The sequence below is a fragment of the Paenibacillus phocaeensis genome (assembly GCF_900021165.1).
GTDB classification, from domain to species: Bacteria; Bacillota; Bacilli; order Paenibacillales; family Paenibacillaceae; genus Fontibacillus; species Fontibacillus phocaensis.
The window spans coordinates 188112-212503 of record NZ_FCOQ01000012.1 but is presented as its reverse complement, the minus strand read 5'-3'; the positions used below and the strand labels follow the sequence as shown (position 1 = coordinate 212503).

20 protein-coding genes are annotated in these 24392 nt (G+C 57.3%); 12 read left to right on the top strand and 8 right to left on the bottom strand.

Features of this window, described 5'->3' with window-relative positions; genetic code table 11:
• Positions 1-134: 134 nt before the first annotated feature.
• The 4 genes from BN3795_RS06450 (at position 135) to BN3795_RS06435 (ending at position 5995) form a co-directional block, all read left to right on the top strand.
• The gene (locus tag BN3795_RS06450; RefSeq protein WP_110945051.1) at positions 135-2204 is read left to right on the top strand and encodes a molybdopterin-containing oxidoreductase family protein; all 2070 of its coding nucleotides are present in this window, start codon (positions 135-137) and stop codon (positions 2202-2204) included.
• Positions 2205-2358: 154 nt separating this feature from the next.
• Entirely contained in the window at positions 2359-3582 is a 1224-nt protein-coding gene (locus BN3795_RS06445; protein WP_068783882.1) for an MFS transporter, read from the top strand.
• A gap of 74 nt (positions 3583-3656) precedes the next feature.
• Positions 3657-4148: a GNAT family N-acetyltransferase gene (locus BN3795_RS06440; RefSeq protein ID WP_068783881.1), complete on the top strand. Its 492-nt coding sequence runs from the start codon at positions 3657-3659 to the stop codon at positions 4146-4148.
• 77 nt (positions 4149-4225) lie between these two features.
• Positions 4226-5995 (top strand): glutamine--tRNA ligase/YqeY domain fusion protein, encoded by a 1770-nt coding sequence (locus BN3795_RS06435; protein ID WP_068783880.1) that lies wholly within the window; start codon positions 4226-4228, stop codon positions 5993-5995.
• A 68-nt stretch (positions 5996-6063) separates the two neighbouring features.
• On the opposite strand, the gene BN3795_RS06430 is transcribed toward BN3795_RS06435, so the two are convergent.
• The 3 genes from BN3795_RS06430 to moaA all read right to left on the bottom strand — a co-directional run bounded on the left by BN3795_RS06430 (position 6064) and on the right by moaA (position 9899).
• Positions 6064-7041, bottom strand: a complete 978-nt coding sequence (locus BN3795_RS06430; RefSeq protein WP_068783879.1) for a LacI family DNA-binding transcriptional regulator — start codon at positions 7039-7041, stop codon at positions 6064-6066.
• A 184-nt stretch (positions 7042-7225) separates the two neighbouring features.
• Positions 7226-8443: an MFS transporter gene (locus tag BN3795_RS06425; RefSeq protein WP_068783878.1), complete on the bottom strand. Its 1218-nt coding sequence runs from the start codon at positions 8441-8443 to the stop codon at positions 7226-7228.
• 448 nt (positions 8444-8891) lie between these two features.
• Complete coding sequence (gene moaA, locus BN3795_RS06415; RefSeq protein ID WP_068783876.1) at positions 8892-9899, bottom strand: GTP 3',8-cyclase MoaA; 1008 nt, start codon at positions 9897-9899, stop codon at positions 8892-8894.
• A 335-nt stretch (positions 9900-10234) separates the two neighbouring features.
• On the opposite strand from moaA, the gene BN3795_RS06410 reads away from it, so the two are divergent.
• From BN3795_RS06410 to ychF, 8 genes are all read left to right on the top strand, one after another.
• The gene (locus BN3795_RS06410) at positions 10235-10927 is read left to right on the top strand and encodes a TorD/DmsD family molecular chaperone (protein ID WP_068783875.1); all 693 of its coding nucleotides are present in this window, start codon (positions 10235-10237) and stop codon (positions 10925-10927) included.
• Positions 10928-11171: 244 nt separating this feature from the next.
• The gene (gene cls / locus BN3795_RS06405; RefSeq protein ID WP_068783874.1) at positions 11172-12680 is read left to right on the top strand and encodes a cardiolipin synthase; all 1509 of its coding nucleotides are present in this window, start codon (positions 11172-11174) and stop codon (positions 12678-12680) included.
• Between the two features lie 72 nt (positions 12681-12752).
• Positions 12753-13781 carry a type 2 isopentenyl-diphosphate Delta-isomerase gene (fni, locus tag BN3795_RS06400; protein WP_068783873.1) on the top strand — a complete coding sequence of 343 codons (1029 nt, stop codon included), beginning with the start codon at positions 12753-12755 and terminating at the stop codon, positions 13779-13781.
• A gap of 670 nt (positions 13782-14451) precedes the next feature.
• Positions 14452-15012 carry an ECF-type riboflavin transporter substrate-binding protein gene (locus tag BN3795_RS06395; RefSeq protein ID WP_068783872.1) on the top strand — a complete coding sequence of 187 codons (561 nt, stop codon included), beginning with the start codon at positions 14452-14454 and terminating at the stop codon, positions 15010-15012.
• A 15-nt stretch (positions 15013-15027) separates the two neighbouring features.
• Complete coding sequence (locus BN3795_RS06390; protein ID WP_068783871.1) at positions 15028-16833, top strand: DUF3744 domain-containing protein; 1806 nt, start codon at positions 15028-15030, stop codon at positions 16831-16833.
• Positions 16830-17660: an energy-coupling factor transporter transmembrane component T family protein gene (locus BN3795_RS06385; protein WP_068783870.1), complete on the top strand. Its 831-nt coding sequence runs from the start codon at positions 16830-16832 to the stop codon at positions 17658-17660. Before BN3795_RS06390 ends, BN3795_RS06385 begins: the two co-directional genes overlap by 4 nt.
• Before the next feature lie 47 nt (positions 17661-17707).
• Positions 17708-18190 carry a GNAT family N-acetyltransferase gene (locus BN3795_RS06380; protein ID WP_068783869.1) on the top strand — a complete coding sequence of 161 codons (483 nt, stop codon included), beginning with the start codon at positions 17708-17710 and terminating at the stop codon, positions 18188-18190.
• Positions 18191-18301: 111 nt separating this feature from the next.
• Positions 18302-19402: a redox-regulated ATPase YchF gene (ychF, locus tag BN3795_RS06375; protein WP_068783868.1), complete on the top strand. Its 1101-nt coding sequence runs from the start codon at positions 18302-18304 to the stop codon at positions 19400-19402.
• Positions 19403-19514: 112 nt separating this feature from the next.
• Here ychF and BN3795_RS06370 read toward each other — a convergent pair whose 3' ends face one another.
• From BN3795_RS06370 to BN3795_RS06350, 5 genes are read right to left on the bottom strand one after another with little or no spacing between them, the layout of a single operon-like run.
• Positions 19515-20792, bottom strand: coding sequence for an MFS transporter (locus BN3795_RS06370; RefSeq protein WP_110945050.1), 1278 nt, complete (start codon positions 20790-20792; stop codon positions 19515-19517).
• 9 nt (positions 20793-20801) lie between these two features.
• Entirely contained in the window at positions 20802-21542 is a 741-nt protein-coding gene (locus BN3795_RS06365) for an isochorismatase family protein (protein ID WP_068783866.1), read from the bottom strand.
• A 28-nt stretch (positions 21543-21570) separates the two neighbouring features.
• The gene (locus BN3795_RS06360; protein ID WP_068783865.1) at positions 21571-22629 is read right to left on the bottom strand and encodes an ABC transporter substrate-binding protein; all 1059 of its coding nucleotides are present in this window, start codon (positions 22627-22629) and stop codon (positions 21571-21573) included.
• 50 nt (positions 22630-22679) lie between these two features.
• The gene (locus BN3795_RS06355) at positions 22680-23546 is read right to left on the bottom strand and encodes an ABC transporter permease (protein ID WP_068783864.1); all 867 of its coding nucleotides are present in this window, start codon (positions 23544-23546) and stop codon (positions 22680-22682) included.
• Positions 23547-23577: 31 nt separating this feature from the next.
• Entirely contained in the window at positions 23578-24375 is a 798-nt protein-coding gene (locus BN3795_RS06350) for an ABC transporter ATP-binding protein (protein ID WP_068783863.1), read from the bottom strand.
• Positions 24376-24392 lie beyond the last annotated feature (17 nt).

Here is a 24392-nt window from a genome sequence, read left to right as displayed (position 1 = left end):
ATCCATCGTTAGGCGTTGCTCAGCACCGCGCGCTCCACCTTCGCCTGCTAGGGCTTGAGGAAGTTACCGTCGGGGGTTTACGCCGGGGATCTTTTTTTCTTACAATAAGCTACATACAGGAGGAGGGGTGGAACATGATTCATGAACCAAACGGGGTGTTTCCTGCGGTATGCCCGCTGGATTGTCCCGATACATGCAGCTTGCTGCTCCATAAAGAGGACGGGAAGATCGTTAAAGTGACCGGCAATCCCGATCATCCGATTACGCAAGGTGCGATTTGCAACAAGGTTCGTAATATGGCGGAACGAGTCTACCATCCCGAACGGGTGCTGTATCCCTTGAAGCGTGTCGGCGCCAAGGGGGAGGGTAAATTCGAGCGCATCAGTTGGGACGAGGCGATTCAAGAGATTGCCGGACGTTATAAAGCGCTGATTCGCGAACATGGGTCGGAGTCGATCTTGCCGTATAGCTTTTACGGTAATATGGGGATCTTGAGCGTCGACGGCATGGACCGGCGGTTCTTCAACCGCTTGGGCGCAACGCGGCTGCAGCAAGGCATTTGCAACTCCGCGGGCACCGCAGGGTGGAGATATACGATGGGATTCGGCGGCGGGACGAGTCCGGAAGAGACGGTCAAGGCAAAGCTGATCATGGTGTGGGGAGGCAATCTCGTCAGCACGAACATGCACCAGATCGCGCTGATTGAAAAAGCCCGCAAACAAGGCGCGCAGCTCGTCGTCATCGACGTGCACCGCAACCGGACGGGACAGCGGGCGGACTGGTTCATCCCGCTGTATCCCGGCACGGACGCGGCGCTGGCGCTCGGGATGATGCACGTGCTGTTTGAGCGAGGGCTCGTTAACGAAGCGTTCCTCGAACGCTATACGGTAGGTCATGCCGAGCTCCGCGAGCATGTGAAGCAGTACACACCGCAGCGTGTGGCGGCGATCACCGGCGTGCCGGCTGAAACCATTGAGAAGCTGGCGGTCCTGTACGGCGAAACCTCGCCCGCCTACATCCATATCGGCAACGGGCTGCAGCATCATGATAACGGCGGCATGACAGTCCGCACGATCTGCTGTCTGCCGGCGATCACCGGGCAATGGCTCGTGCCGGGCGGCGGCGCGTTCAAGTCCAACGGCGCTTACGGGAAGATGAACGCAACCGCGCTGGAACGGCCCGATCTGCGGCCGAATCCGGACGCACGCACGGTGAGCATGAACCAGCTGGGCGAGGTGCTGCTCACGCTGGATCCGCCGATCCATGCGTTATACGTCTACTGCTCGAATCCCGCCGTTGTGGCTCCGGATACGAGCAAGGTGGAGCAGGGGCTCCTGCGGGAGGACCTGTTTACCGTCGTTCATGATCTGTTCCTGACGGACACGGCGAAGTACGCCGATCTCGTGCTGCCGGCGACGTCCACTTTTGAAAATACGGACTTATACAGTTCCTATTGGCATCATTATATTCAGCTCCAGGAGCCGGTCATCGCGCCTCGCGGCGAAAGCAAAAGCAATGTCGAAACATTCAAGCTGCTGGCGGAGGCGATGGGCTTCGAGGAAGAGGCTTTCCGCGACACGGAAGAAGACATGATCCGGCAGGCGCTGGAATTCCGGCACAACCCTTATCTCGAAGGGGTCACGCTGGAGAAGCTGAAGGAGCAGCGGGCGGTGAAGCTGAACATGGAGCCGCAGCAAACCTGGCTCGACCGTCTGCCAACGCCGTCGCGGAAGATCGAGCTATATTCCGCTACGCTGGAACGGGCCGGACTGCCGCCGCTGCCGACTTATGTGCCGCTGGTGGAAGGCTATGACGGTGAACGCCGTCCCGGCCAGGATACGCCCTACCCGTTGATGTTCGTGTCGCCGCCGAACCACAGCTTCCTCAATTCCACGTTTGGCAACGTGGAGAAGCTGACAGCGCTGGAAAAAGGCCCGCTGCTGCAGATTCACCCCGATGACGCTGCCGCGCGCGGGATTGCGGACGGCGACGAAGTCACCGTGTGGAACGATCGCGGTCGTTACGACGTCAAGGCGTCCGTCACCGACAAAATGCTGCCGGGCACGGTCGTCAGCCAAGGGCTCTGGTGGCAGCAGGAGGACGGGAAGCGCACGCGCGCGAATGCCTTAACGCCCGCCCGGTTGGCTGATATGGGCGGCGGAGCGGTATTCTTTTCGACCGTTGTTGATGTAAAGCGGCGATAGATGTACTTGCCTGAGCTGCACTTTTAGGCGATACTATTGTAATCTGGGCGTTGTACATGCGAAATTTACCGTACGGAAGCGGTAGTGGGAGAGCCCCTGTTGGCTCTCCTTTTTTGTACATATGCGATTGTCTTGCAGCAGAGGGGGAAAAATAATGAGATGGCTGCAGTCCTATCCGCGGGAAGTGAAAGTGTTTTTGGTGGCAAGCTTGATCAGCTCGGCCGGCGGCTCGTTAATGTGGCCTTTGGTCACGATGTTCGTGTTTAAGGTGCTGGGGCGGACGGTGACGGATGCCGGTCTGGTCATTCTGGTCATGTCTGTCGGCGGGATCGCCGGTCAACTGCTGGGCGGGGCGTTGTATCACCGTTTGGGCGTCAAACGGCTGATCGTGGGTGGACTGGCTCTGAACGCGTTATTTTTGCTGCTGCTGCCCTACGGGAGCGGGAACTGGCATCTCTTTATGCTGCTGATGCTGCTTGTCGGTTTCTTTAATGCGACGTCGATGCCGGCGATCCAGGCTTTTATTGGCTTTCGTTTCGCTGAGCGGCGCGGGGAGCTGTTTAATGTTATCTATGTGGCCAACAATATCGGCGTGGCTTTGGGGACGGCGATCAGCGGGTTTTTGGCGCAGATTTCGTATGACCTGAGTTTCATATTGAATGGACTGACTTCGGCTGCGTTTGCGTTGTTTTTTTGGTTTTATTTGAACAGGGTTCAAAAAAGCCAAGGCGAGCTGCAGGTACAGAAGCGCAAAAAAGCGGTGGATGGGCAAAGTGCTTGGAGGTTGCTGCGCTGGTATCCCGTTTACCTGTTTATGGGCGTGGGATCGTTTTTTCTCTGGCTCGGCAATTGCATTTGGAATAACGGCGTATCCCCGTATACGATTTCCCAGGGGATGCCGGAGTGGAATTACAGTATTTTGTGGACGCTGAACGGGTTGTTGATTTTTGTGGGGCAACCGTTTATTTTGTGGGTAAGGCGTACGTTCGCCGGCTCTCCGCAAGCGCAAATGACGGCTAGCGCCCTCTTCTATATGCTGGGTTACGTCACGATCCTGAGCTTCCATACGTATCCGAGCATGGTTGTGGCGATGGTGCTGACTACCTTCGGGGAGATGCTGATCTCGCCGGCGATCCCGTCGTTTATCTCCGACCGGACGGGCAAGGCGGCGCCGTTTTATCTCGGCTTGGTCGGCGGGATGGGCGCAGCGGGGCGTGTGGTGGGCCCGTATGCCATGGGCCTGCTGTTCGACTGGAACGGGCTGGTTCCGGTCGCCTGGCTGGCCGTAGGCATCGCGGTGCTGTCCGTCGCCTCCTTCCTGGTGCATGCCGCGATGAACCGGGACGACCGCCCGCAGCCATCGGGTTTGCCAACCTGAGGCAGCCTGAGACGGCCTGTGGGGCAGCTGGAGTCTCGAATCTTGAACCATGAATCTTGCGAAGGGATGATCCCATGAGTCAACGTAACATTTGGACGCGGTTATCGGAGATGCGCGATGCGGCCGCTTTGATGGAAATTGATAAGTTAACCTGGGGACACGACAATACCCCGGCGGAAAAAATGGAGTGGGATTCGCGGGAGAAGTACCTGCAGAGCTGTCCCCCGGGCAGCCAAATCGTGGCCGGTATCGGCGAGGCCATCTGCGGCTACATCGGCTTTAAACCACCGACGCCGCTGCCGAGCAACGCCCATGTGCTTGAACTGAACATCGCCATCCATCCGGCGTACCAGCGACAAGGCATGGGGCGCGTGTTGATGGACGCCCTCTTGCAGCTGGCCGCCGAGCGCGGCGTTCGCAAGCTGTCGCTGCGGGTGCTGGCCAGCAACCCCGGGGCGATTGCGTTCTACCAAAGCTGCGGATTTATGGAGCAGGGCCGGCTGGTGGAGGAGTTTTGGATAAACGGAGCGTTTGTCGACGATATTTTAATGTGGCGAAAGGTTTAGCAAGTGAACGTTCCGGCATTGAACTATTCGGCAGATATCGGTATATTTAGAAGAAGAAAAATCGGGGAAGAACTCGAATGGAAAGGCTGATACCCGTGGAGAACAACTTAACCCCTCCCAATTTTATTAAAAACATTATTTCGGAAGATTTGAAATCCGGTAAAGTGAAGGCCGTCATTACGCGGTTCCCGCCCGAGCCGAACGGTTACCTACATATCGGACACGCCAAAGCAATCTGGATCAACTTCGCGCTGGCGGACGAGTTTGGCGGACGGACGAACCTGCGGTTCGATGACACCAACCCGGTTAAGGAAGATGTAGAATACGTTAATTCGATTAAGGAAGATGTGAAATGGCTGGGCTTTGATTGGGAAGAACTGCATTTTGCGTCGGATTATTTTGAGGAGATGTACAACCGCGCGGTGCGGCTGATCCAGAAGGGCAAAGCCTACGTCGATGATCTCAGCGCCGACCAAATCCGCGAGCTGCGCGGGACGTTGACCGAGCCGGGCAAAAACAGCCCGTACCGCGACCGTTCAATCGAGGAGAACCTCGACCTGTTCGCTCGGATGCGCGCCGGCGAATTCAAGGACGGGGAGAAGGTGCTGCGCGCCAAAATTGACATGGCCTCGCCGAATATCAATCTGCGCGACCCGGTCATTTACCGGATCGTCCATGCGTCCCACCACAACACCGGCGACAAATGGTGCATCTATCCAATGTACACGTTCGCCCATCCGCTGGAGGACGCGATCGAGGGCGTGACCCATTCGCTGTGCTCGACGGAGTTCGAGGATCAACGGCCGTTCTACGACTGGACGATCGCCGAGACGGAAATGCCGAACGTATCCCACCAATATGAATTCGGACGCTTGAATCTGACGCAGACGGTGACCAGCAAACGGAAGCTGAAAAAGCTCGTTGAAGAAGGCATCGTTGACGGTTGGGACGATCCGCGCATGCCGACGATCTCCGGGCTGCGCCGCCGTGGTTATACGCCGGAGGCAATCAAGGCTTTTATCTACGAAACGGGAATTTCGAAGAACTTCGGCAGCATCGATCCGAAGATGCTCGAACACTTCATCCGTGAGGATTTGAAAATGAAAGCTCCGCGCACGATGGCCGTGCTGGATCCGCTGAAGGTTGTGATCACCAACTATCCGGAAGGGCAGATCGAATGGCTGGAAGCGGAGAATAACAGTGAGAATCCGGAAATGGGCAGCCGTCAAATTCCGTTCTCGCGGGAAATCTACATCGAGCGCGACGATTTCATGGAGAATCCGCCAAGCAAATATTTCCGGTTATTCCCGGGCAACGAAGTCCGTTTGAAAAACGCCTACTTCGTGAAATGCAACGATGTGATCAAGGACGCGGAAGGCAATGTCGTGGAAATTCACTGCACGTACGATCCGGAGACGAAGAGCGGTTCCGGCTTTACCGGCCGCAAAGTCAAAGGCACGATTCACTGGGTGGAAGCGACTCAAGCGGTGCCTGCCGAATTCCGGCTGTACGAGCCGCTGATCCTGGAAGAGGAAGCGGAGGAAACGGCTAACGTGTCGTTGGAAGAAACGGTAGAGGGGCTGGAAGACGATGTAACCGTCGAGGCGAGCGACACGGCTTCGGAAGTGGCCGAGGAGAAAACGTTCCTCGATCTCATCAATCCGAACTCGCTGACGATCGCCCACGGCTACGTGGAGCCGAATATGAAGGACGCGAAGCCGCAGGATAAATTCCAATTTTTCCGGCACGGGTATTTCAACGTGGATACGAAGTATTCGCAGCCGGGACAACCGGTATTTAACCGCATCGTTTCGCTGAAAAGCTCGTTCCAGCTGCCGAAGGCGTAATCGCCGGAACCCCAGTCTTGCTAAATCCAAGGAGCCTTGCAGAATCTCTGCAGGCTCCTTTCTTTGTTTCACACGGAGCTTCGCTCGATGAAACGGAATCCCAGCTCCTCGGAGACAGGGGCACCTCCGCCAGTGTGAATCTGTTCATGAACGATGGAAAAAGCGCGCTCCCCGATCTCCGACAACCGGTTGTCGATGGTGGTGATGCCGAGCAAGCCGGCGATCGGCTGGTTATCGAAGCCGATGACGGCGAAGTCGTCCGGCACCTCCAGCCCTTGAAGCCGCGCGGTGAGGATAAATCCGGCGGCCACCTGGTCGCCGGTAATGAGCAGAGCGTCCGGTCGCTCGGGCATCGCGAGCAGCCGTTGCACCAGCGCGGCGCCGTCCTCCCAATCGAAGCAGCCGTCCAGCACCCAATCCTCCCGGGCTTGTCCGCCCAAGGCTGCAAGGGTATCGGAGTAGGCTTGCAGGCGGCTGCGGCTGCTGGGGCTGTTGCGCCGGCTGATCGTAAAGGCGATACGCCGCCGCCCTTGCTCCCAGAGATAGCGGATTGCGGTTTGAAAGCTGGCGTAATGATCGATATAAACCGAGGAGAGATTGAGCCCGCTGACCCGCTCGCATAACGCGATTGGGCCATATGCGGCATACGGTTCAATCTCGCGGAGCGAAAGCGCCCGCGAACAGATGACCAGCCCGTCCATTTGCTTATTGCGCAGCATCTCCAGCACCTTGCGCTCCTCATTTGGGTTATAGTCGGTTTGGCACAACATCAGTTGGTAATTGCGCTTCAACGCTGCCTGGGCCATCCCCTCCATAATTCGGGCAAAATAATAGTGGTTGATGTTCGGCAGAACGACGCCCACCGTTTGCGTGATGCCCTTGATCAAATGGACAGCGTTCATATTCCGCGAATAGTTAAGCCGGCTCACGGCGTCTTCCACTGCGGCCCGTTTGGCTGCGCTGACGTACGGGTGGCCGTTCAATACGCGGGATACCGTGGTGACCGAGACCCCCGCAGCTTCCGCGATCTGTTTGATGTTCGGCAAGGCAAACCGCTCCTTCCCCGAAAAAAGGTCAAAGAAATATCTTGCTATGGAATGCATTTCATATTTTACACTGGAGCTGCAGTAAAGAAAACAATGCCCTCCACCGGCGTCACCTCGGAAGACAACGAGGGCGTTACGGGATCAGGCATTGTTTTCTTTCGTCCTATCGAGAACGCGGCGGGGCTCATTCCTCTTCATGTCCGATCATTGGAGTATATCCATGATGACGGACCTGATACCAAATGACAGCGAAGCCCAGCGCGCCAATCAACGTTAGAGCGACTCCGGACCGGTACATGACCACCGAACCGAAGTTCTGAAACATCCAGCCGCCCCAAAAGCCGGCGATCACTCCGGCAAGACCGCTGGCGGCGAACGTATACACGGCTTGTCCTGCCGATCTCAGCGGGCGAGGCAGCAGAAGGGCGACCAGCTTGGTACCAACGTAGAAGAACCCGCCAAACGTTACGGAATGCAGGAGCTGGATGAGCAGGATTTGCACCGGATGCGCCGCCTCCGACATCAGATCCCAGCGGATGGCAAACAGCAGGCTAACGATGGTGATACAAGCGAGTAAATAGGACATTTTCCGCTTTAAATAACGATCCAGTAAAATAAACGCCAACAGTTCAAACGCTGTGGATAGGAAGACGGCGCCGCCGACCGCGAGCCGCGACCCGCCAAGGTCGGTCATGAATAGCGGCATAAAAATGCTGTTCATTGCGTTGGGGACCGCGACCAACATGCTAAGCCCAACGAAGGCAAGCAAGTATTTGTTCTGCAGCGCCCGGCTCAGCTCCCGTCCTCTCAGCCAAGGCGTCTGAGACGACTGCCGAATGGAGGGCAGCAAGAGGGTGGCGCCGATCGCCAGCATCAATGTGACGCTAAAGAGCAGGGAAATCCCGTTATGGCCAATCGAGTCGATAATCGGTCCGGCTGCCAGCGCGATGAGCGTCCACCCGATCGAGCCCCAAATGCGGTAGGTTCCGAATCGGTTCTCTGTTCCCGCCGTATAGCCAAGAATCAAGGTGTTGCTGTGCGAGAGCAGCGGACTTAGGAAGAAGTAGAGCAGAATCATCGTCAGGTACAGCATCGAAAAGGTGTTGACCTTAAACACAAGATGTCCCATGATGAGCAACCCCAACATCATCACTAACAGAACAGCGCGTGGATTTTGCTTCTGATCTCCAAGGTATCTCCAGAACGGGTGAGCCAGCAAGGAAATCAACGGCCCAATGGCCATCAAACTGCCAATCTCCAGCTTGTCCATCCCGATGTCCTGCAAATATAATTGAAAAAAGGCAGCAAAAATGACCATGGTTCCGTAAATAAAAAAGTTAAGCAGCCCTAGCGGCAACAACGAAAAGGACGAATGTCGTCTTATGTCCTGCAAACGCGCCATTCCTTTCTGTCCGGGTCCAAGTGGTCACAAAGGAAGCTTGTGACTATGATCCCAATGTAACACACAGGTGAAAGGGGATACAAACCAAGTTTTATTTTATTTACCATATTTTATGCATCGGAGGCGAGCGGATGAATACAACCGCCATCATTTTGGCCGGGGGGAAATCCAGCCGGATGGGCCGCGANATCCTCGCCCGCACGGAGGGGCGGGCGCATCCGCTGCTGGCGGCCTACCGGCGCAGCGTGCTTCCCGGCCTGGAAGCCCGGCTGCGGGAAGGCCGCCTCAAGATGACGGCTTGGACGGACACGCTGCGCACCGAATATATCGAAGGGGAGGCCCTCGCATTAGCATCGGGCCTCCCCTCGGAGTGGTGCGCGTTTAATATGAACAAGCCGGAGGATTACGAGCAGGCCCGAACCTGGTTGGAGTCGGGCCGCTTGACGGATTAGCCGCCGATTTGCGACATCCGGCGGGCTGTCGGTGTATGGCTTTGCTGTTTATGCTCCAGCGCCAACGCCATTTCGTGGTTCTTCGGCTTGGCTCCCAGCGCCTTCAGGAATAAGGAGCGAATGCTTTCATGGTCGCCGGCTGCGGCAAAGGGCCGTACATGCAGCTCGTCCGACCAATACAAGCAAGCTTTGATATATCCGTCGGCGGTCAGGCGAAGCCGGTTGCAATTGTCGCAGAAATGATCGCTGACTGGATGAATCAACCCAAACGTCCCGGCTGCCCCGGCGATCCGGCGGCTTTCTGCAGGACCATTGCCGCGCGGGCCTTCATCGTCCGCCACCTCCCACCCCGATTCCCGGCATACGTCTTCGACGGCCGTTAAGGGCAGGTAGGTTTGGCGCCAGGAGTCGCTGGCACTCCCAATGGGCATATATTCAATAAAACGCACATGCAGCGGGCGATCCAAAGTTAAAGCGAGAAAGTCGCGAATTTCGTCCTCGTTGATGCCTTTCATCAGGACCACGTTCAGCTTGATCGGCTCGAAGCCAACCTCGACGGCGGCCTGAATTCCTTCCAGCACTTTCCCCACCTCACCGCCGCGGGTGATCATGGCAAAGCGGTCCTGACGCAGCGAATCGAGGCTGATGTTCACCCGCTTCAAGCCTGCTTGCTTCAGCAGTTCCGCCTTCTTCCCCAAAAACATGCCGTTGGTGGTTAAAGCGATATCTTCAATGCCCGGAATGGCCGAGAGCATAGCGACAAGTTGTTCCAAATCCTTGCGCACCAGCGGCTCCCCGCCGGTAAGCCGGATTTTGCGGAGGCCCATTGGAGCAAGAGCCGAGACCGTCTCGGCAATTTCCTCGTAGCTCATGATTTCCTCCTGCGGTTGAAAGACCATTCCCTCGGCGGGCATGCAGTAGACGCAGCGCAAGTTGCACCGGTCGGTGACCGAAATGCGCAGGTAGTCGTGCTTACGCCCAAAAGGGTCAAGCAACTGCTCCATGTGAACGCCTCCTTTCTCTCCAGGTGCTTCAAATTTTATCTATATTCAGACGGGGCGTCAATGCGTTGACACACACTGTTCAAGTATATTCTGTGGCGGTCGATGATACAATGAAAGTAGGCAAGGTGTAAGAAAGATCACATTGAAGCGCTTACAACTGAGTTATAATTCAGGTAAGCGATACGTGATCCCCCTTAATCATGTGTCGGTATATGTTTTCGAGATGATTTCCGACATGTTTAAGGAAGTCATCTTTTTTTTCAATTATCTCAAGTTTGGAGCTCCGGGAAGGGAAGTTGACGCTTCAAACTACACCTACAGGGAGATGAATTCGGATGGCGATGCTGTTCAAACCTTTGGTCTACACACAAGAGCAGGTTCGGTGGCTGGAAACCCGCGGGATGGTGTATCAGTTGTTGATGGATTTTCTTGGCCGTCCGCCGCGAATGTCCTTGATCGCCCAGTGGCGACGCAAGGTGGAATCGGGTTCGAGGACAGCGATCAGCAGAGGTGGCCGGAGGCTGATGGCCTATCTGGAGAGTCTCCCTGAGGCGGATTTTCGCAGCGTTTGCCATCAGGAAGCGAAGGAATATGAGCGTCTGTTCTCAGGCCGAGACGCGCTCATCCCTGCCTGCGAGAGCTCGTTCCGCAGCCGCCGGGAAGGGACCGCCGCTATGGCATGCAGCGCCGAGGTTCGCAAAGTATACATGGAGAATGCGATCGTGTTCAACAAGTTGAACGGGGAATGCGACGACCATATCGCACTGGAGCTGGAATTTATGGCGGTGCTGGCCGAAGGGATGCTGGCCAAGGCCAGCCTGCAGCAAAGCTGTCTCGCGCTGGCGGACGCACAGATTCACTTCCTGGAGTCCCATTTGCTGAAGTGGGCGCAGCCGTTTGCCCAGGAGCTGATGCAAGCAACAAGCAGCCCGCTCTTTACCGGACTCGCTGAAATGATGGAAGAATTCCTCGCCGCCGATTTACAGCAGCTCCGCGCCTGGCGGGACAGTCAACAGCCGGCGATCTAATCGATACGAAGTAATAGGAAATAGGACCTCTTGTCCGCAATCATGCGCACGAGGTCCTTTTTGGTATCCGTTGTTGGAAGTTTAGCGGCCGTAATCCGCTGTATTACTTGGAATAGAGTGGCTCATCAGCGTTGGAACCTCCATCCCTCGGCACGCAGTACAATTTTCCCCCTCCCAGTAGGAAGAATTCAAACGTTCATGTAGAATATAAGCATGCATCATTAGAAAAAGAAGGGGTACAGCGATGAGACGGGGACTACAAATCATTTTAATCGCCGCGATTTTATTTGCTTTCTATTATTTCGGATTTGGCGTCTTCGGTAAATTCGGGGGTACGCTCGTTAGTATTTTCCAAACGCTGACCGTCATTACAATCGGCCTCGCCATTTTTATGGAGAACCGCAATCCGTCCAGTACCGTGGCCTGGATTATTGTGCTTGCCTTGCTGCCGGTCGTTGGGCTCGTGCTCTACTTTCTGCTGGGACAAAACTATTTCAAACGGCGCAAATTCGATAAGAAGGCGGAGCAGGACCGCCTCAGCTATGAGCGGATCGACCACAGCGGGCATCTGCTGCCGCGCGACTTGTCGCAGTTCAGCCCCGGCCAGCAGCGGCTGCTGCATCTGTCCCAGCGGCTGGCGCGCACGCCGTATTCAATGGCAACGCGCACCCAGGTGCTGACCAACGGGGAAGAGACGTTTACCAACCTGCTGCGCGAGCTTAAGAAGGCCGAGCACCATATTCATATGGAATACTATATCTATCGTGCCGACGACATCGGGCGCGAAATCCAGAAGACGTTGATGGAGAAGGCGCGGGCCGGTGTTGAGGTCAGGTTTATGTTCGACGCGGTCGGCAGCATCGGCCTGCCGAAGTCGTTTATCGCCGAGCTGCGGGAGGCGGGGGTGAAGGTTGGCATCTACGGGCAGATGCGGTTCCTCGCCCTGTCGAGCCGGGTAAATTACCGCAACCACCGCAAAATTGTTGTCGTCGACGGCAATACTGGTTTTATCGGCGGCCTCAACGTAGGTGACGAATATTTGAGCCGCAGCAAGACCTACGGCTTCTGGCGCGACACGCATATGCTGGTTAAAGGGGAGGCGGTGCGGTCGCTGCAGATTATTTTTCTGCAGGACTGGCAGTATGTAACCGGGGAGAAAATCATGGATCTCGCCTACCTCTCCCCTGAACTGGAGCAGGGCTGCAGCGGTGCGGTTCAGATTGTGCCAAGCGGGCCGGACAACGAGAGCCGCACGCTCAAAAATATCTTCTTTGCGATGATCACCTCGGCGAAGAAATCGGTATGGCTGGCGACGCCGTATTTTATCCCGGACGAGGATATACTGACCGCGCTGCGCGTAGCCGGATTATCGGGGATTGACGTGCGCATCCTGTTCCCGGCCAAACCGGACAAATGGCTGCCGTTTCTGGCCTCCCATTCGTATTTTCCTTCGCTCCTGGAAGTTGGGGTGAAGATTTTCGAATATGAAAAAGGTTTCCTGCATTCCAAGCTGCTGATCGTAGACGGGGAAGTAGCCACGGTCGGAACGGCTAATATGGATATGCGCAGCTTCCATTTGAATTTTGAAGTAAATGCGCTCCTGGTGCAAAGCGACAGCGTTGCCAAGGTTGTAAACAACTTCGAACGTGATCTGCTGTCGGCAAAGCTGATCGACAAGCATGAATTTATGAATAAGAAAATCCCGGTGCGCCTGGCGGAATCCGCGGCCCGTCTGTTATCCCCGCTGCTGTAGCTTGGTGGGGGAGACAGGGGGCAGGGCGGTGCGTGCACACCGGCGTATTTCGCAGTCAAGGAGGACTACGGCATGGAACCGACATCGGAACGCAAAACCGAGCATATCCGCCTCTGTCTGGAGGAGCAAGTGAATGCAGAGGGAATTCGCAACGGATTCGAAAAATACCGCTTTCGCCACAACGCCCTCCCGGAGCTGGATTTCGCCGAAATCAGCCTGAAGACGGCGTTTCTTGGCGCGTCCCTGCGCACGCCGCTGCTGATTAGCTCGATGACCGGCGGAAGCCGGCTGGCCGGCGAGATCAACACGCGCCTGGCCGAAGCGGCGGAGCGGCGCGGTTGGTCGATGGGGGTCGGCTCGGTCCGGGCTGCCGTCGAGCGGGACGAGCTGGCGCCTACGTTCGCCGTGCGGCGCTTCGCGCCATCGATCCCGATCATCGCGAACCTGGGAGCGGTACAGCTCAACTACGGCTATGGCCCGGAGGATTGCAAGCGGGCGGTGGAGATCGCCGGAGCGGACATGCTCGTGCTGCATCTGAACAGCCTTCAGGAGGTATTCCAGCCGGAAGGAGATACCAACTTCAGCGGCTTGCTTCGGCGGATCGAGGAGGTCTGCCGCGAGCTGCCGATCCCGATTGGCGTAAAGGAGGTCGGCTGGGGCATCGACGGCGCTACGGCGAGACGGCTTCGCGAAGCGGGCGTCTCCTTCATCGACGTCGCGGGCGCCGGCGGCACCTCGTGGAGCCAGGTCGAGAAGTTCCGCGGCAGCGACCCGGTGCGCCGCGCAGCGGCGGAGGCATTCGCGGATTGGGGCATCCCCACCGCCGAATGCCTCCGCGAAGTGCGGGCGGCGGTGCCGGACGCCGCCCTAATCGGCAGCGGGGGCCTGAACACCGGCGTGGACGCCGCCAAAGCGCTGGCGCTTGGCGCGGATCTGGCCGGGTTCGGCCGGGCACTGCTCGAACCGGCGGTGCATTCGGAGGAGCGGCTGGACGCGCTGTTGGAGCGCGTTGAGCTGGAGCTCCGCACCGCCATGTTCGGCATCGGCGCCGGGAGCGTTCCGGCGCTGAGGGACACGCCGCGGCTGGTGCGCCGCGAGTAGTGGATGGATGGGCTGAGGAAGCCGGGGCTTCCTGGCGGGACGGCGGTGGGACGGCAGGACGGCGCTACGGCACTACGACACTACGGCACTACGGCACTACGGAGCGGCGGGTTAGTCTATTTTTCGGCCCTTTGCAGGATTATCCCCTTTGTTCAGGAGTAGGGTGCCTAGGTTTATGGAGCCTGGAGCCCCTAGCTTCTATCCCAAGATAGGGGGGATTTCCTCTTACCTGACTCAGAGGGATAATGGTGAAAAGCGGGTGGAGACACATACCTACTTGCTGCATACCCGAGTTGCATACATGCTACTTACTTGCTACTTACTTGCTACTTACTTGCTACTTACTTGCTGTCAACTTGCTACCTACCGTGCTGCCTATTACTTGCTTCCCGCCCGCTGCATACCTGCCGGCTACTTGCTTTCTACAGCTGCCTACCTGCTACCTGCTGCCTACCTGCTACTTGCCCGGTACCTGTAATTCCAACTAATCTTGTAAGAATTTGTTGCAATCGGATAAAATCCCGATTATATTGAAGGTGAAACACCGGCTTTGCGTAGACGGCAGCCTGGACATCCGGATTCGAGAAGGAGACGGCGGCCGGTCGATACATATACGGCGGCAGGGCCCGCGTTAGAGCGGGGATTATGTGCGCAGAAAGGGAGTTTGGATATGAAACCTTCATTGTGGAAGTGGAGCACGAGAACGGTGGTGACCATCGGGATCGGGGCGGCTCTGTACGGAGCGACCAGTTGGATCGGCATCCCGATCGCGCCGGATACACAGCTGCGTCCGGCTATCGCCTTGCTGGCGATTTTCGGTGCCCTGTTCGGGCCGGTTGTTGGTTTCATCGCCGGATTTATCGGGCATATCATCAACGATTTGATTACAAGCGGCACCGTGTGGTGGGGCTGGGCGCTTGGCTCGGGTATCACCGCAGCTTTTATGGGCCTGGTTTATTTGGCCAAGGATTTCAATGCCCAGGAAGGGCGGATGAAGAAAAAACACGTGACCGGGTTTATCGTATATGGAATCGTGGGAATTTTCGTTTCGCTGGCGTTCTCCGGGTATTTCGATATCCTTGTGATGGGGGAGCCCAACGACAAGATCGCGGTTCAGGTCATTTCGGCGGGTCTGGCCAACTTGGCTGTGTTTCTCATTCTGGGATTACCGGCGGTGCTGGCTTACGTGAAGCGTAACCGCAGCAACTCGAATTTAAGCGTGGACAGATAGGAGTTAACTGAAAACATGCAGGCCGTCATCACTTTCCGACATTTCAGTTTTCGTTACAGAAATCAAAGCGAACCTACGCTAAAGAACATCCATTTGGAAATCGCACGCGGGGAAAAAATATGGATCGCCGGCCCCAGCGGCTCCGGCAAATCGACGTTAGCCCATTGTATCAATGGGCTAATTCCCTTTTCGTACGGGGGTGAAATGTCCGGCCAGCTGCTGCTGGACGGACGGGACGCCTCGGAGATGACGATCTTCGAACGCAGCCGCCGGATCGGGACGATTCTGCAAAATCCAGACGCCCAGTTCGTCGGCCAGACCGTTGGCGAAGATGTGGCTTTCCAACTGGAAAATGAGGCCGCTCCGCAAGACCGGATGAAAGCGGCTGTCTCTTCCGCGCTGGACCTGGTCGGCATGCGTGCCTATGAAGCGCAGGGGCCGCACGAGTTGTCCGGCGGGCAAAAACAGCAGGTGTCACTGGCCGGGGTATTGTCGACGCAAGCGGATATTTTGCTGTTCGACGAGCCGCTCGCGAATTTGGATCCGGCTAGCGGAGCCAAAACGATGCGTCTGATCGATGAGATCCACCGGAACCAGGGGAAGACGGTGATTCTCATCGAGCACCGGGTCGAAGACGTGCTCCTGGAGCAGATCGACCGTGTCGTAGTTATGAACGAAGGGGAGATTGCGGCCATCGGGACGCCGGATGAGCTGCTGGCTGCGGGAATCCTCCCTCAGTACGGCCTGCGCCAGCCGCTGTATCTGGAGGCGCTGCGCCATGCGGGGCTGTCGCTGTCGCAGTTCACCGGCTTAACCGGGCCGGAGACCCTGCAGCTCCAGGCTCCTGCTGCGGAAGCGAACCGCAGCATTGAAGGAGGGGCCGAGCGGGAAAGCGCCAATTCCGCTTCGGACCGCGCCACACAGCCGCAGCTGAGCGAATTGCAGCTGCGGGAGCGGCTGGAGGCCTGGGCGGCGTCCGTTCCGCCTGCCTCGCGGGACAACCTCGGCGAGCCGCTACTTGAGCTGCGGGGCGTGACCTTCGCCTACGAGCCGGGCAAGAACGCGGTAACGGACGTCTCGCTGACCGTCCGTGCGGGCGAAACGGTCGCCCTACTTGGCAGCAATGGAGCCGGCAAATCGACGTTGTCGGGATTGATCACCGGCTTGCTGAAGCCCAGTGCGGGCGAGATTTGCCTGCGCGGTGAACGGATCAACGGGTGGTCGATCCGCCGCCGCGGCGAGGAGATCGGCTATGTCATGCAACATCCTCATCACATGCTGACCCAGCATAAGGTGAGCGACGAGATTCGCATCGGCTTGGCGGCGCGCGGTGTGCCTGAACCTGAACGGGAGCGGCGCACGGACGAAGCGCTGCAGATCTGCGGCCTGTATCCGTACCGGAACTGGCCGGTTTCCGCGCTGAGCTTCGGGCAGAAGAAACGGCTGAGCATCGCCGCCATCCTGGCGTTGCAGCCGAAGCTGATGATCCTGGATGAGCCGACGGCGGGCCAGGATTATCGGCATTATACCGAATTTATGGAGTTTATTGACCGGCTGGCTGCGGAAGGCATGGCTTTCCTGTTCATCACGCACGACATGCATTTGGCGCTGGAATACGCGGACCGGGCGGCGGTGATGGCGGAAGGGCGGTTGATCGCGGAGGATGCGGTGGCCCGGATCCTGGCCGATGGAGCGATTACCGCTCGGGCGAACTTGCGGGAGACGAGCTTGGCTCGTTTCGCCAAAGCTTGGGGACTGGCTTCGCCTTCCCGGTTCGTCGAGGCCTTTATCGCCGCGGAAAAGAAGGTGAAGCGCACATGAGCCAGGCAAAAGGATTGTACGTTGCCGGAGACTCTTTTTTTCATCGCATGGACGGGGCGGTCAAACTGATTCTGCTGCTGACCTGGACCGTTGTCACCTTTCTGTTTATGGATTTGCGCGTGTTTGCCGTCATGCTGGCCGGCGGGATTGCGATGCTCCTGCAAGCCCGGATCCCGATTCGAAAAATGGCTTTGCTGTTCTGGGCGCTGACGGTCTTTACCCTCATCAACAGCGTATTTATTCTGCTCATCACGCCCCGCTTCGGAACGACGCTGACCGGAAGCGATACGCCGTTGATCCCGCTGGGTTATGACACCGTGAATGCTGAAACGCTTTTTTACGTATTGACGTTGTCACTAAAATATTTAACCCTGCTCCCGATTACGCTGTTATTTATTTTCACGACCCATCCCAGCCGTTTTGCGGCTAGTCTGAACAAGCTGGGCGTGCCTTACAAGCTCGCTTATGCCGTAAGCATTGCCTTTCGTTATATCCCCGATTTGACGAAGGAGTTCCGCACGATTCTCAATGCGCTCCAGATGCGGGGGCTGGGCATTTCCCGCGGCGACGGTACGCTGCTTCAACGGGCGCGGAATCTGACGCAAGCGGTCGTGCCGCTGCTGCAATCCTCGCTGCAGCATATCGAATCGGTCTCCGATGCCATGGATCTGCGCGGGTTCGGTACGAAACCGCGGCGTACCTGGTATATGGGGACGGTGATGACCCTCAGCGATAAGGGGATTGCGCTGCTGTGTGTCGTGCTGCTGGCGGCCGGAATCGGGCTGAAGCGCATGCTGTTTCAAGGCTTTTGGTACCCGCTTGGGTAGAGAAAAATCACTGCGGTCCGCGAAGGACCGGCAAGGAGAGGAAACCTATGGTGCAATTGGTTCCAATGACGAAGGCGGAATATCAGGCGTTTCGCAGCCGTTCGGTCCGCGATTACGCAGAGGAGAAGCTGACTGCCGGCGCCTGGAAGCCGGAGGACGCGCAGGCGCTCTCCGAAGCAGCATTCCGACGGTTGCTCCCGGATGATCTGGAAACCCAAGGGGCCTATCTGTTCCGCGTGAAGGAGAGCGAGCAACAGACCCCCGTCGGTCATCTCTGGTTTAATGTAATGGAACAGGAGAAAGGCCCGGCTGCGTTTATTCTCGATATCGTGATCGACGACGAATTCCAAGGCAAGGGGTACGGGCAAGCGACGATGACCGCGCTTGAGGAGAAAGTCCGAGAATTGGGGCTGAATACGATCGGCCTCCATGTGTTCGGGCATAATCAGCGGGCTTACCGGCTGTATCAAAAAATGGGCTATACCGTAACGGACCTTCAGATGAGCAAAACCCTGGAGGATCGCGGTTAGTTCGGGGACCCGGAAGCGGCGCGAGATCGTTATCCTTGAAATATTTCCGGCGTATCGTTACTATGGTTGAAGGAAGATGAGCAATTACATGAATGAGGAGTTGTCAATCATATGGCTTTAAAAGCAGGCATTGTGGGTTTGCCGAACGTGGGGAAATCCACACTGTTTAACGCGATAACCCAGGCGGGGGCTGAATCCGCCAACTATCCGTTTTGTACGATCGATCCGAACGTCGGCGTGGTGGAGGTACCGGACGAGCGGCTCGACAAGCTAACCGAGCTGGTAGTGCCCAACCGTACGGTGCCGACGGCCTTTGAATTTGTCGATATCGCTGGTCTGGTGCGCGGGGCGAGCAAAGGCGAGGGCCTTGGCAACAAGTTCCTGGCGCATATCCGCGAAGTGGATGCCATCGTTCACGTTGTTCGCTGTTTTGAGGATGAGAACATTACGCACGTGGACGGCAAAATCAACCCGATCAGCGACATCCAAACGATTAATCTGGAACTGATCCTGGCGGACGTGGAGAGCGTGGAGAAACGGATCGAGCGGTCCAAGAAAAACATGAAGGGCGGGAATAAACAATACGCCCAGGAAGTCGAGGTTCTGGAACGGATCAAGGAGGCGCTCTATAACGATCAACCGGCGCGCAGCGTCGAGCTGTCGGACGAGGAGAAGCTGATCGTGCGCGATTTGCACTTGTTGACGTTGAAGCCGGTCCTGTATGCGGCCAATGTCAGCGAAGACGGCGTGACCGAAGCCGACCGCAATCCTTTCGTACAGCAGGTCAAAGAATTTGCCGCAGCCGAAGGCGCCGAAGTGGTGCCGATCAGCGCCAAGGTCGAGGCGGAGATTGCGGAGCTGGAAGGCGAAGACAAAGCGATGTTCCTTGAGGAGCTCGGTCTTAGCGCCTCCGGCCTGGATCGCTTGATTCAGGCGGCTTACCGTTTGCTTGGCTTGTATACGTATTTCACAGCCGGCGTACAGGAGGTTCGCGCCTGGACGATCCGCAAAGGGACCAAAGCGCCGCAAGCGGCCGGCGTGATTCACACGGATTTCGAACGCGGATTCATCCGTGCAGAGGTCGTCTCTTACGAGGACCTCGTCGCCGCCGGTTCGATGAACTCGGCGCGCGAGCGCGGTCAACTGCGCCTGGAAGGCAAAGAATACGTCGTTCAGGACGGCGATGTCATGCACTTCCGCTTTAACGTGTAATTCACCCGGGTCAGAAGCGCTAAATCCTGCCCCAAGTCTCGCAGATGATTCTGCCGGCTCCTGAAGGATGCCGATCGAACAGGCGCATCCGATAACCGCAAAGCCGCGAAGTTCAACGATGTTGTTGAATTTCGCGGCTTTTGGTTAATTTCGGGCCGTATCGCAGCCGATCCTTCTCTGCCGTCAGATAGAGGTGAAGCGCAAACGCGCAGCAGGCAAGGAGCAGGAGCCCTACGAGCACGAAGGATGTCTGCAGACTGGCAAAAGCGGTGAAGAAGCTAAACAAGAGCGGGTCCATAAACTGGGCTGCCCGGTTGGACATCAGTCGCAGCCCCACCCCAAGCCCCCGTTCTTCCGGCGCTGTGGAGCCGGCGATCATCGACAGCGTCATCGGTTGATTGATGCCGAGCGCCAGGCCGGTTACGAACACCAGCGCCGCAATCGCATAAAAATTCGTCAGCAACGGCGCGATGAACAGCAGCAGAAGCGAGACTGCGAAGGTCAGGAACAACGTCCGCCCGAAGCCAAGCTTGGCCATCAGGCGCGGATAGATCGGGCGGACGAACAGCGCCGACACCGCGCCGATGGAAACGAGCAGCCCGACGCGGGTGTTGGAGATGCCCAGCGATTCCAGATGCAAGGGCAGATAGGCCGTTCGAACGTCCACGATAAACAAGGAGATGAAGGTGGCCAACAGAATGACCGCAAATTTGCGGTTTTGCAGCAGCCTGAGACATTGCTCGAACCATCGTTCCTCCCTGACGGCGGAGGGTCGAGCGGTGGATGAAGATTCGGCCCCGGATGGTGCCGCCTCGCCAGGATTTCTCGATGCTTTCGGAAGGACGCCAGGATCTTCGCGGCAGCGCCACGAGGTAAAGATCAGCAGCAGGCCGGTGAACAGGTATCCGGCAAACACCATCCGGTAACCCCAACGATCCGCCAAGTATCCTGAAACAATGGGAGCGGTCGTTTGGCCAATCGCCATATACAAAGAGAAGGTCGCGAAGCGGGATTCGTTCCCTTGGGCCGGCCCTTCGGTAACCAGTACCTGGACCGCCAGCCATACGGCCATTTGACCGAGGCCGGCGAGCAGTTGGGCGAACGCCAGCGTCCAGGGGCCGGTGGAGATCCCATACAACACGCCGCTGAACAACATCATGACGGAACCGGCGCGCAGAACGGTAGTCCGGCCGAACCGGTCAGCGATGTAGCCGCCGGGGATCGCGGCCAGCATGGGCAGCAGGGCGTAAACTGCCAGCACCATGCCGATCGCAGCGCTCTGCAGCCCCAGCGAGGCGGCATACAGAGCGATGATCGGCCGGGTTAAGGAAAAGGCGAACCAATACAACCCGCAAGATAAGGAGATCCAGATGAAGTTGCGGTACATCATGCTACGACATCAGGAGTTTACGGCAGGGAATGCGATTTTGCCGTCATGCAAGCCCTTATCGGTTTGGTACAGGTAGCTTACGGCTTCTTCCGTGCGGATGACATCCGCATATTTGGCATTCATGTCGAAAAGGTTGATGGCGTGGGACGCTTCGCCGCGGTCGAACGTGCATTCCTCGACGACCCCGACGTAGAAATTATAGGAGAAGGCGTCGATGACGCCGGCGCGAACGCAACCGCCGGTGGTTGTGCCGCAAATCAGCAGGGTGTCGATCCCCAGATCGGTCAGAAAGCCGAGCAGTGGCGTGCCGTGGAAAGGCGAGGGCTTCAGCTTCTCGATCACGATATCGCTGGGCTGCGGACCGATCTCCCGGACGATCTCGTTGCTGCCGTAGCCGGCGACCCCTTCGATTTCCCCGGAACGCGTATTTTTTCTGCGCCAGCCGCCGGCGTCAAATCCGTCCGGACGCCGATCGACGCCGGTTGTGTAGAAGATCGGAACCCGCTGCTCCCTCGCGGCATGCAGCAACTGCTGGATATAGGGGATGGCATCCCAGGCGGATTCGCCGCAGCTGTTGCGCCATTGCTTGACGGAGTCGAGGATCGGCTCCTTCTTGTGGCCGCAGAAGCCGTAGCTGACGTCGATGACCAGAATCGCCGGGCGTTTGCCGAATCCGGCTTTGGCGTCATATCCGGCGCTGCCGAATACCTGTTTATCGCGGTCGGTTAAAAAGCGGTCCCAAATTCTCATCCTGAAACAACCTCCTTAAGGTCTTGGTTTATTTTACGAACTGCGTATCAACGATATCATCGTAGCCGATGGATTCGTCTTTCAGCAGTCCGGCGGAACGTACGACAGCCAGCCCGGTGTTTACGGCTTCTTCGCTGATTTGACCCGAGAACTCCCACATGGCATCCTCGTAAGAACGGTCGATGGTCGCCTGGAGCAGTTCCTCGGCCATGGACGGGAACTCCAGCTTGGCGATCTCCATGCTCTCCTCCTTGTTGTCGCGGATAAACTCGAGGCCCTGATGGATGCCTTCCACGAATTTGCGAACGGTGTCAGGGTCTCCGGTGATGTTGTCGAGCTTGATATTGATGGTCGAATAGGCGTAGGGGCCAAGCTCCCGAGGGACGTTGTAGAACGGCTCTCCCCAAATGCCCTCTTCGATGCCTTGCGTCAGCATCGGTTCGGTGACGACGGCGACATCGCCTTGCTTTTGCTGCAAGACCGCGGGGATTGCGCCGGTATCGACCTCTTTCAGCTTCAAGTCCTTGTCGAGCCCCAAGCCCCACTCGCCGGCCAAATAACGAATGATCGAGTTCGGCGTTCCGCCGTACTGGGACACGGCAACCGTCTTGCCCTTCATGAAGGCGGCGATCTCCGTGCCGGGATCCAAGTCGGAACGGGCGACAAGATAGACGTTGCCCCGGTTCACGATGTTGACGATGGCGCGCAGCTCCGCTCCTTTTGCTTTGGCGAAGGCGTTATGTTCGGGGCCGCCGATAAAACCGAAGGCCTGATCGGTCAGCACGGCATTGGTGTGGGCGCTCCCGCCCGAAAGGGTCACGGTCTTGACGTTCAGCCCGTCGAAGAGCCCTTTGCGGATGGCGATGTACAGCGGCAGGTAGCCGGTGCTGTGAACCGGTTCGGCGATCACAAGCTCTTTGGCCGTCCCCGTGTCCGGGCTCTCTGAGGCATTGGCTTCGCTGGAGGCGGCAGGCGTTCCGACTCCGGATTTCCGGGCGGCATTGCTGCTGCAGCCGGCGAACAGCGCGGCGATAAGCAAAACGGCGATGAACATGACGCGGCGTGAGGCAAACGCAGCTTTGATCATTTTTGGATCCCCCTCCGATATCCCTGGTTCTCTTTGTTTTTTGCAGTTCTTTATTTATGAGTGAAGCCCTTGAGCAATACCTTCTCCAATTTACCGACCAGGAGGTACAGCAGCATGGAAAGGATCGACAAATTAAAGATGTTGGCCCAGATCAGACTGATTTCATAGGTTTGCCCGGCGTAGAAGATCATGCGTCCCAGTCCTTGCTCGGAGCCGATGTATTCGCCGACGATCGCCCCTGTGAGGGCGAGGCCGATATTAATTCGCAATGCGGAGATCATGGCCGGAATCGCCGTGGGGACGATGACTTTGCCGAACACCTGCAGCCTGGAGGCGCCAAGCGAATACACCATCCGGACGAGATCGCGGTCGACGCTGCGCACGCCGTTGTAGGTGGTTAACGTGGTGATGACGACGGTGATGGCAAACCCCATCGCGATTTTCGAGCCGATGCCGATCCCGAACACAAGCACGATGATGGGGGCAAGGGCCAGCTTGGGCATCGCTTCAAACATGATGATGAACGGTTCGAAGATGCGAGCATAATATTTGGACCACCAGAAGGAGAGTCCCAGCAGCGTGCCGCCGGCAGTTCCAAGCAAAAATCCCAGAACGGTGGAGCGGAACGTATACATCGTATCCTGCCAGACGGAGCCGGTCTGTACGCCGATCCACCACGTATGGGCGATATCCGTCGGCTGGCTCCAGAAGAAGGCATTGATCAGCCCGGTACGGGCGCCGGCTTCCCATAGCAGCAAAACAACGAGAAACACGGCAAAACGTCCGGTATTCACCAGCCACGTCTTCGGCGTAGCCATCTCGTACTTCAGGGCGTTGGCCCGGGTTCGGGGCGCACCGGCAGACCGGAGGCCGGCCAGAGAGCTACCGCTTTTCACTGCATCCGCTTCGCTTGACATTATGCATCACTCCTTTCTTTGGGGATGGATTTTACACGGCGGCTTCCTGCTGATAGGCCTTTAACGTTTCTTCGGATAACGTCCGCAGCGCTTCTTCCTTTAATTGCGTAAACTCCGGCGTGGTGATGATTTGCGGTTTGCGGGGCCGCGGCAGGTTAATGGTCAGATGGCGCTTGATGGTGCCCGGGCGGGAAGTCATGATGTAGACCTCGTCGGAGAGGTAAATCGCCTCTTCCATGTCATGGGTGACAAACAGGATCGTCTTCTGAAAATCGTCCCAAAGATCCAGCAGCCATTCCTGCATCATGGCGCGGGTCTGGGCGTCCAGTGCGCCAAACGGTTCGTCCAAGAGGATGATGTCGCGGTCGTACATGATCGTCCGCAGCAGCGCTGCCCGCTGCCGCATTCCTCCGGAGAGCTGGGCGGGGTAGTGATGCTCGAATCCCTTCAAACCGTACTTGTGAAGCAATGGCAGCGCCTTGGCTTTGGCCTCCCGCTTGGGGGTTCCCTGAATTTCCAGACCAAGAATGACATTGTCCAAGATGGTCCGCCAGGGAAGCAGCAAATCCTTCTGCAGCATATAACCGGTGATGCCGGTCAGTCCGTCCACGCGGTTGCCGTTTACAAAGATGGCCCCCTCCGAGTTCCCCAGCAGCCCGGAGATGATGTTGAACAACGTTGATTTTCCGCAGCCGCTGGGACCCACGATGCTAACGAAACGGTGATTGGGGATCCGCATGGTGATTGGACCAAGCGCCTGGACGGGGGAACCGTCGGCGGCTTGATACGTTTTGCTGACGTTCTCAAGCTCCATTTTGTACGAGTTCATGGTTTGTCACCTCCTTT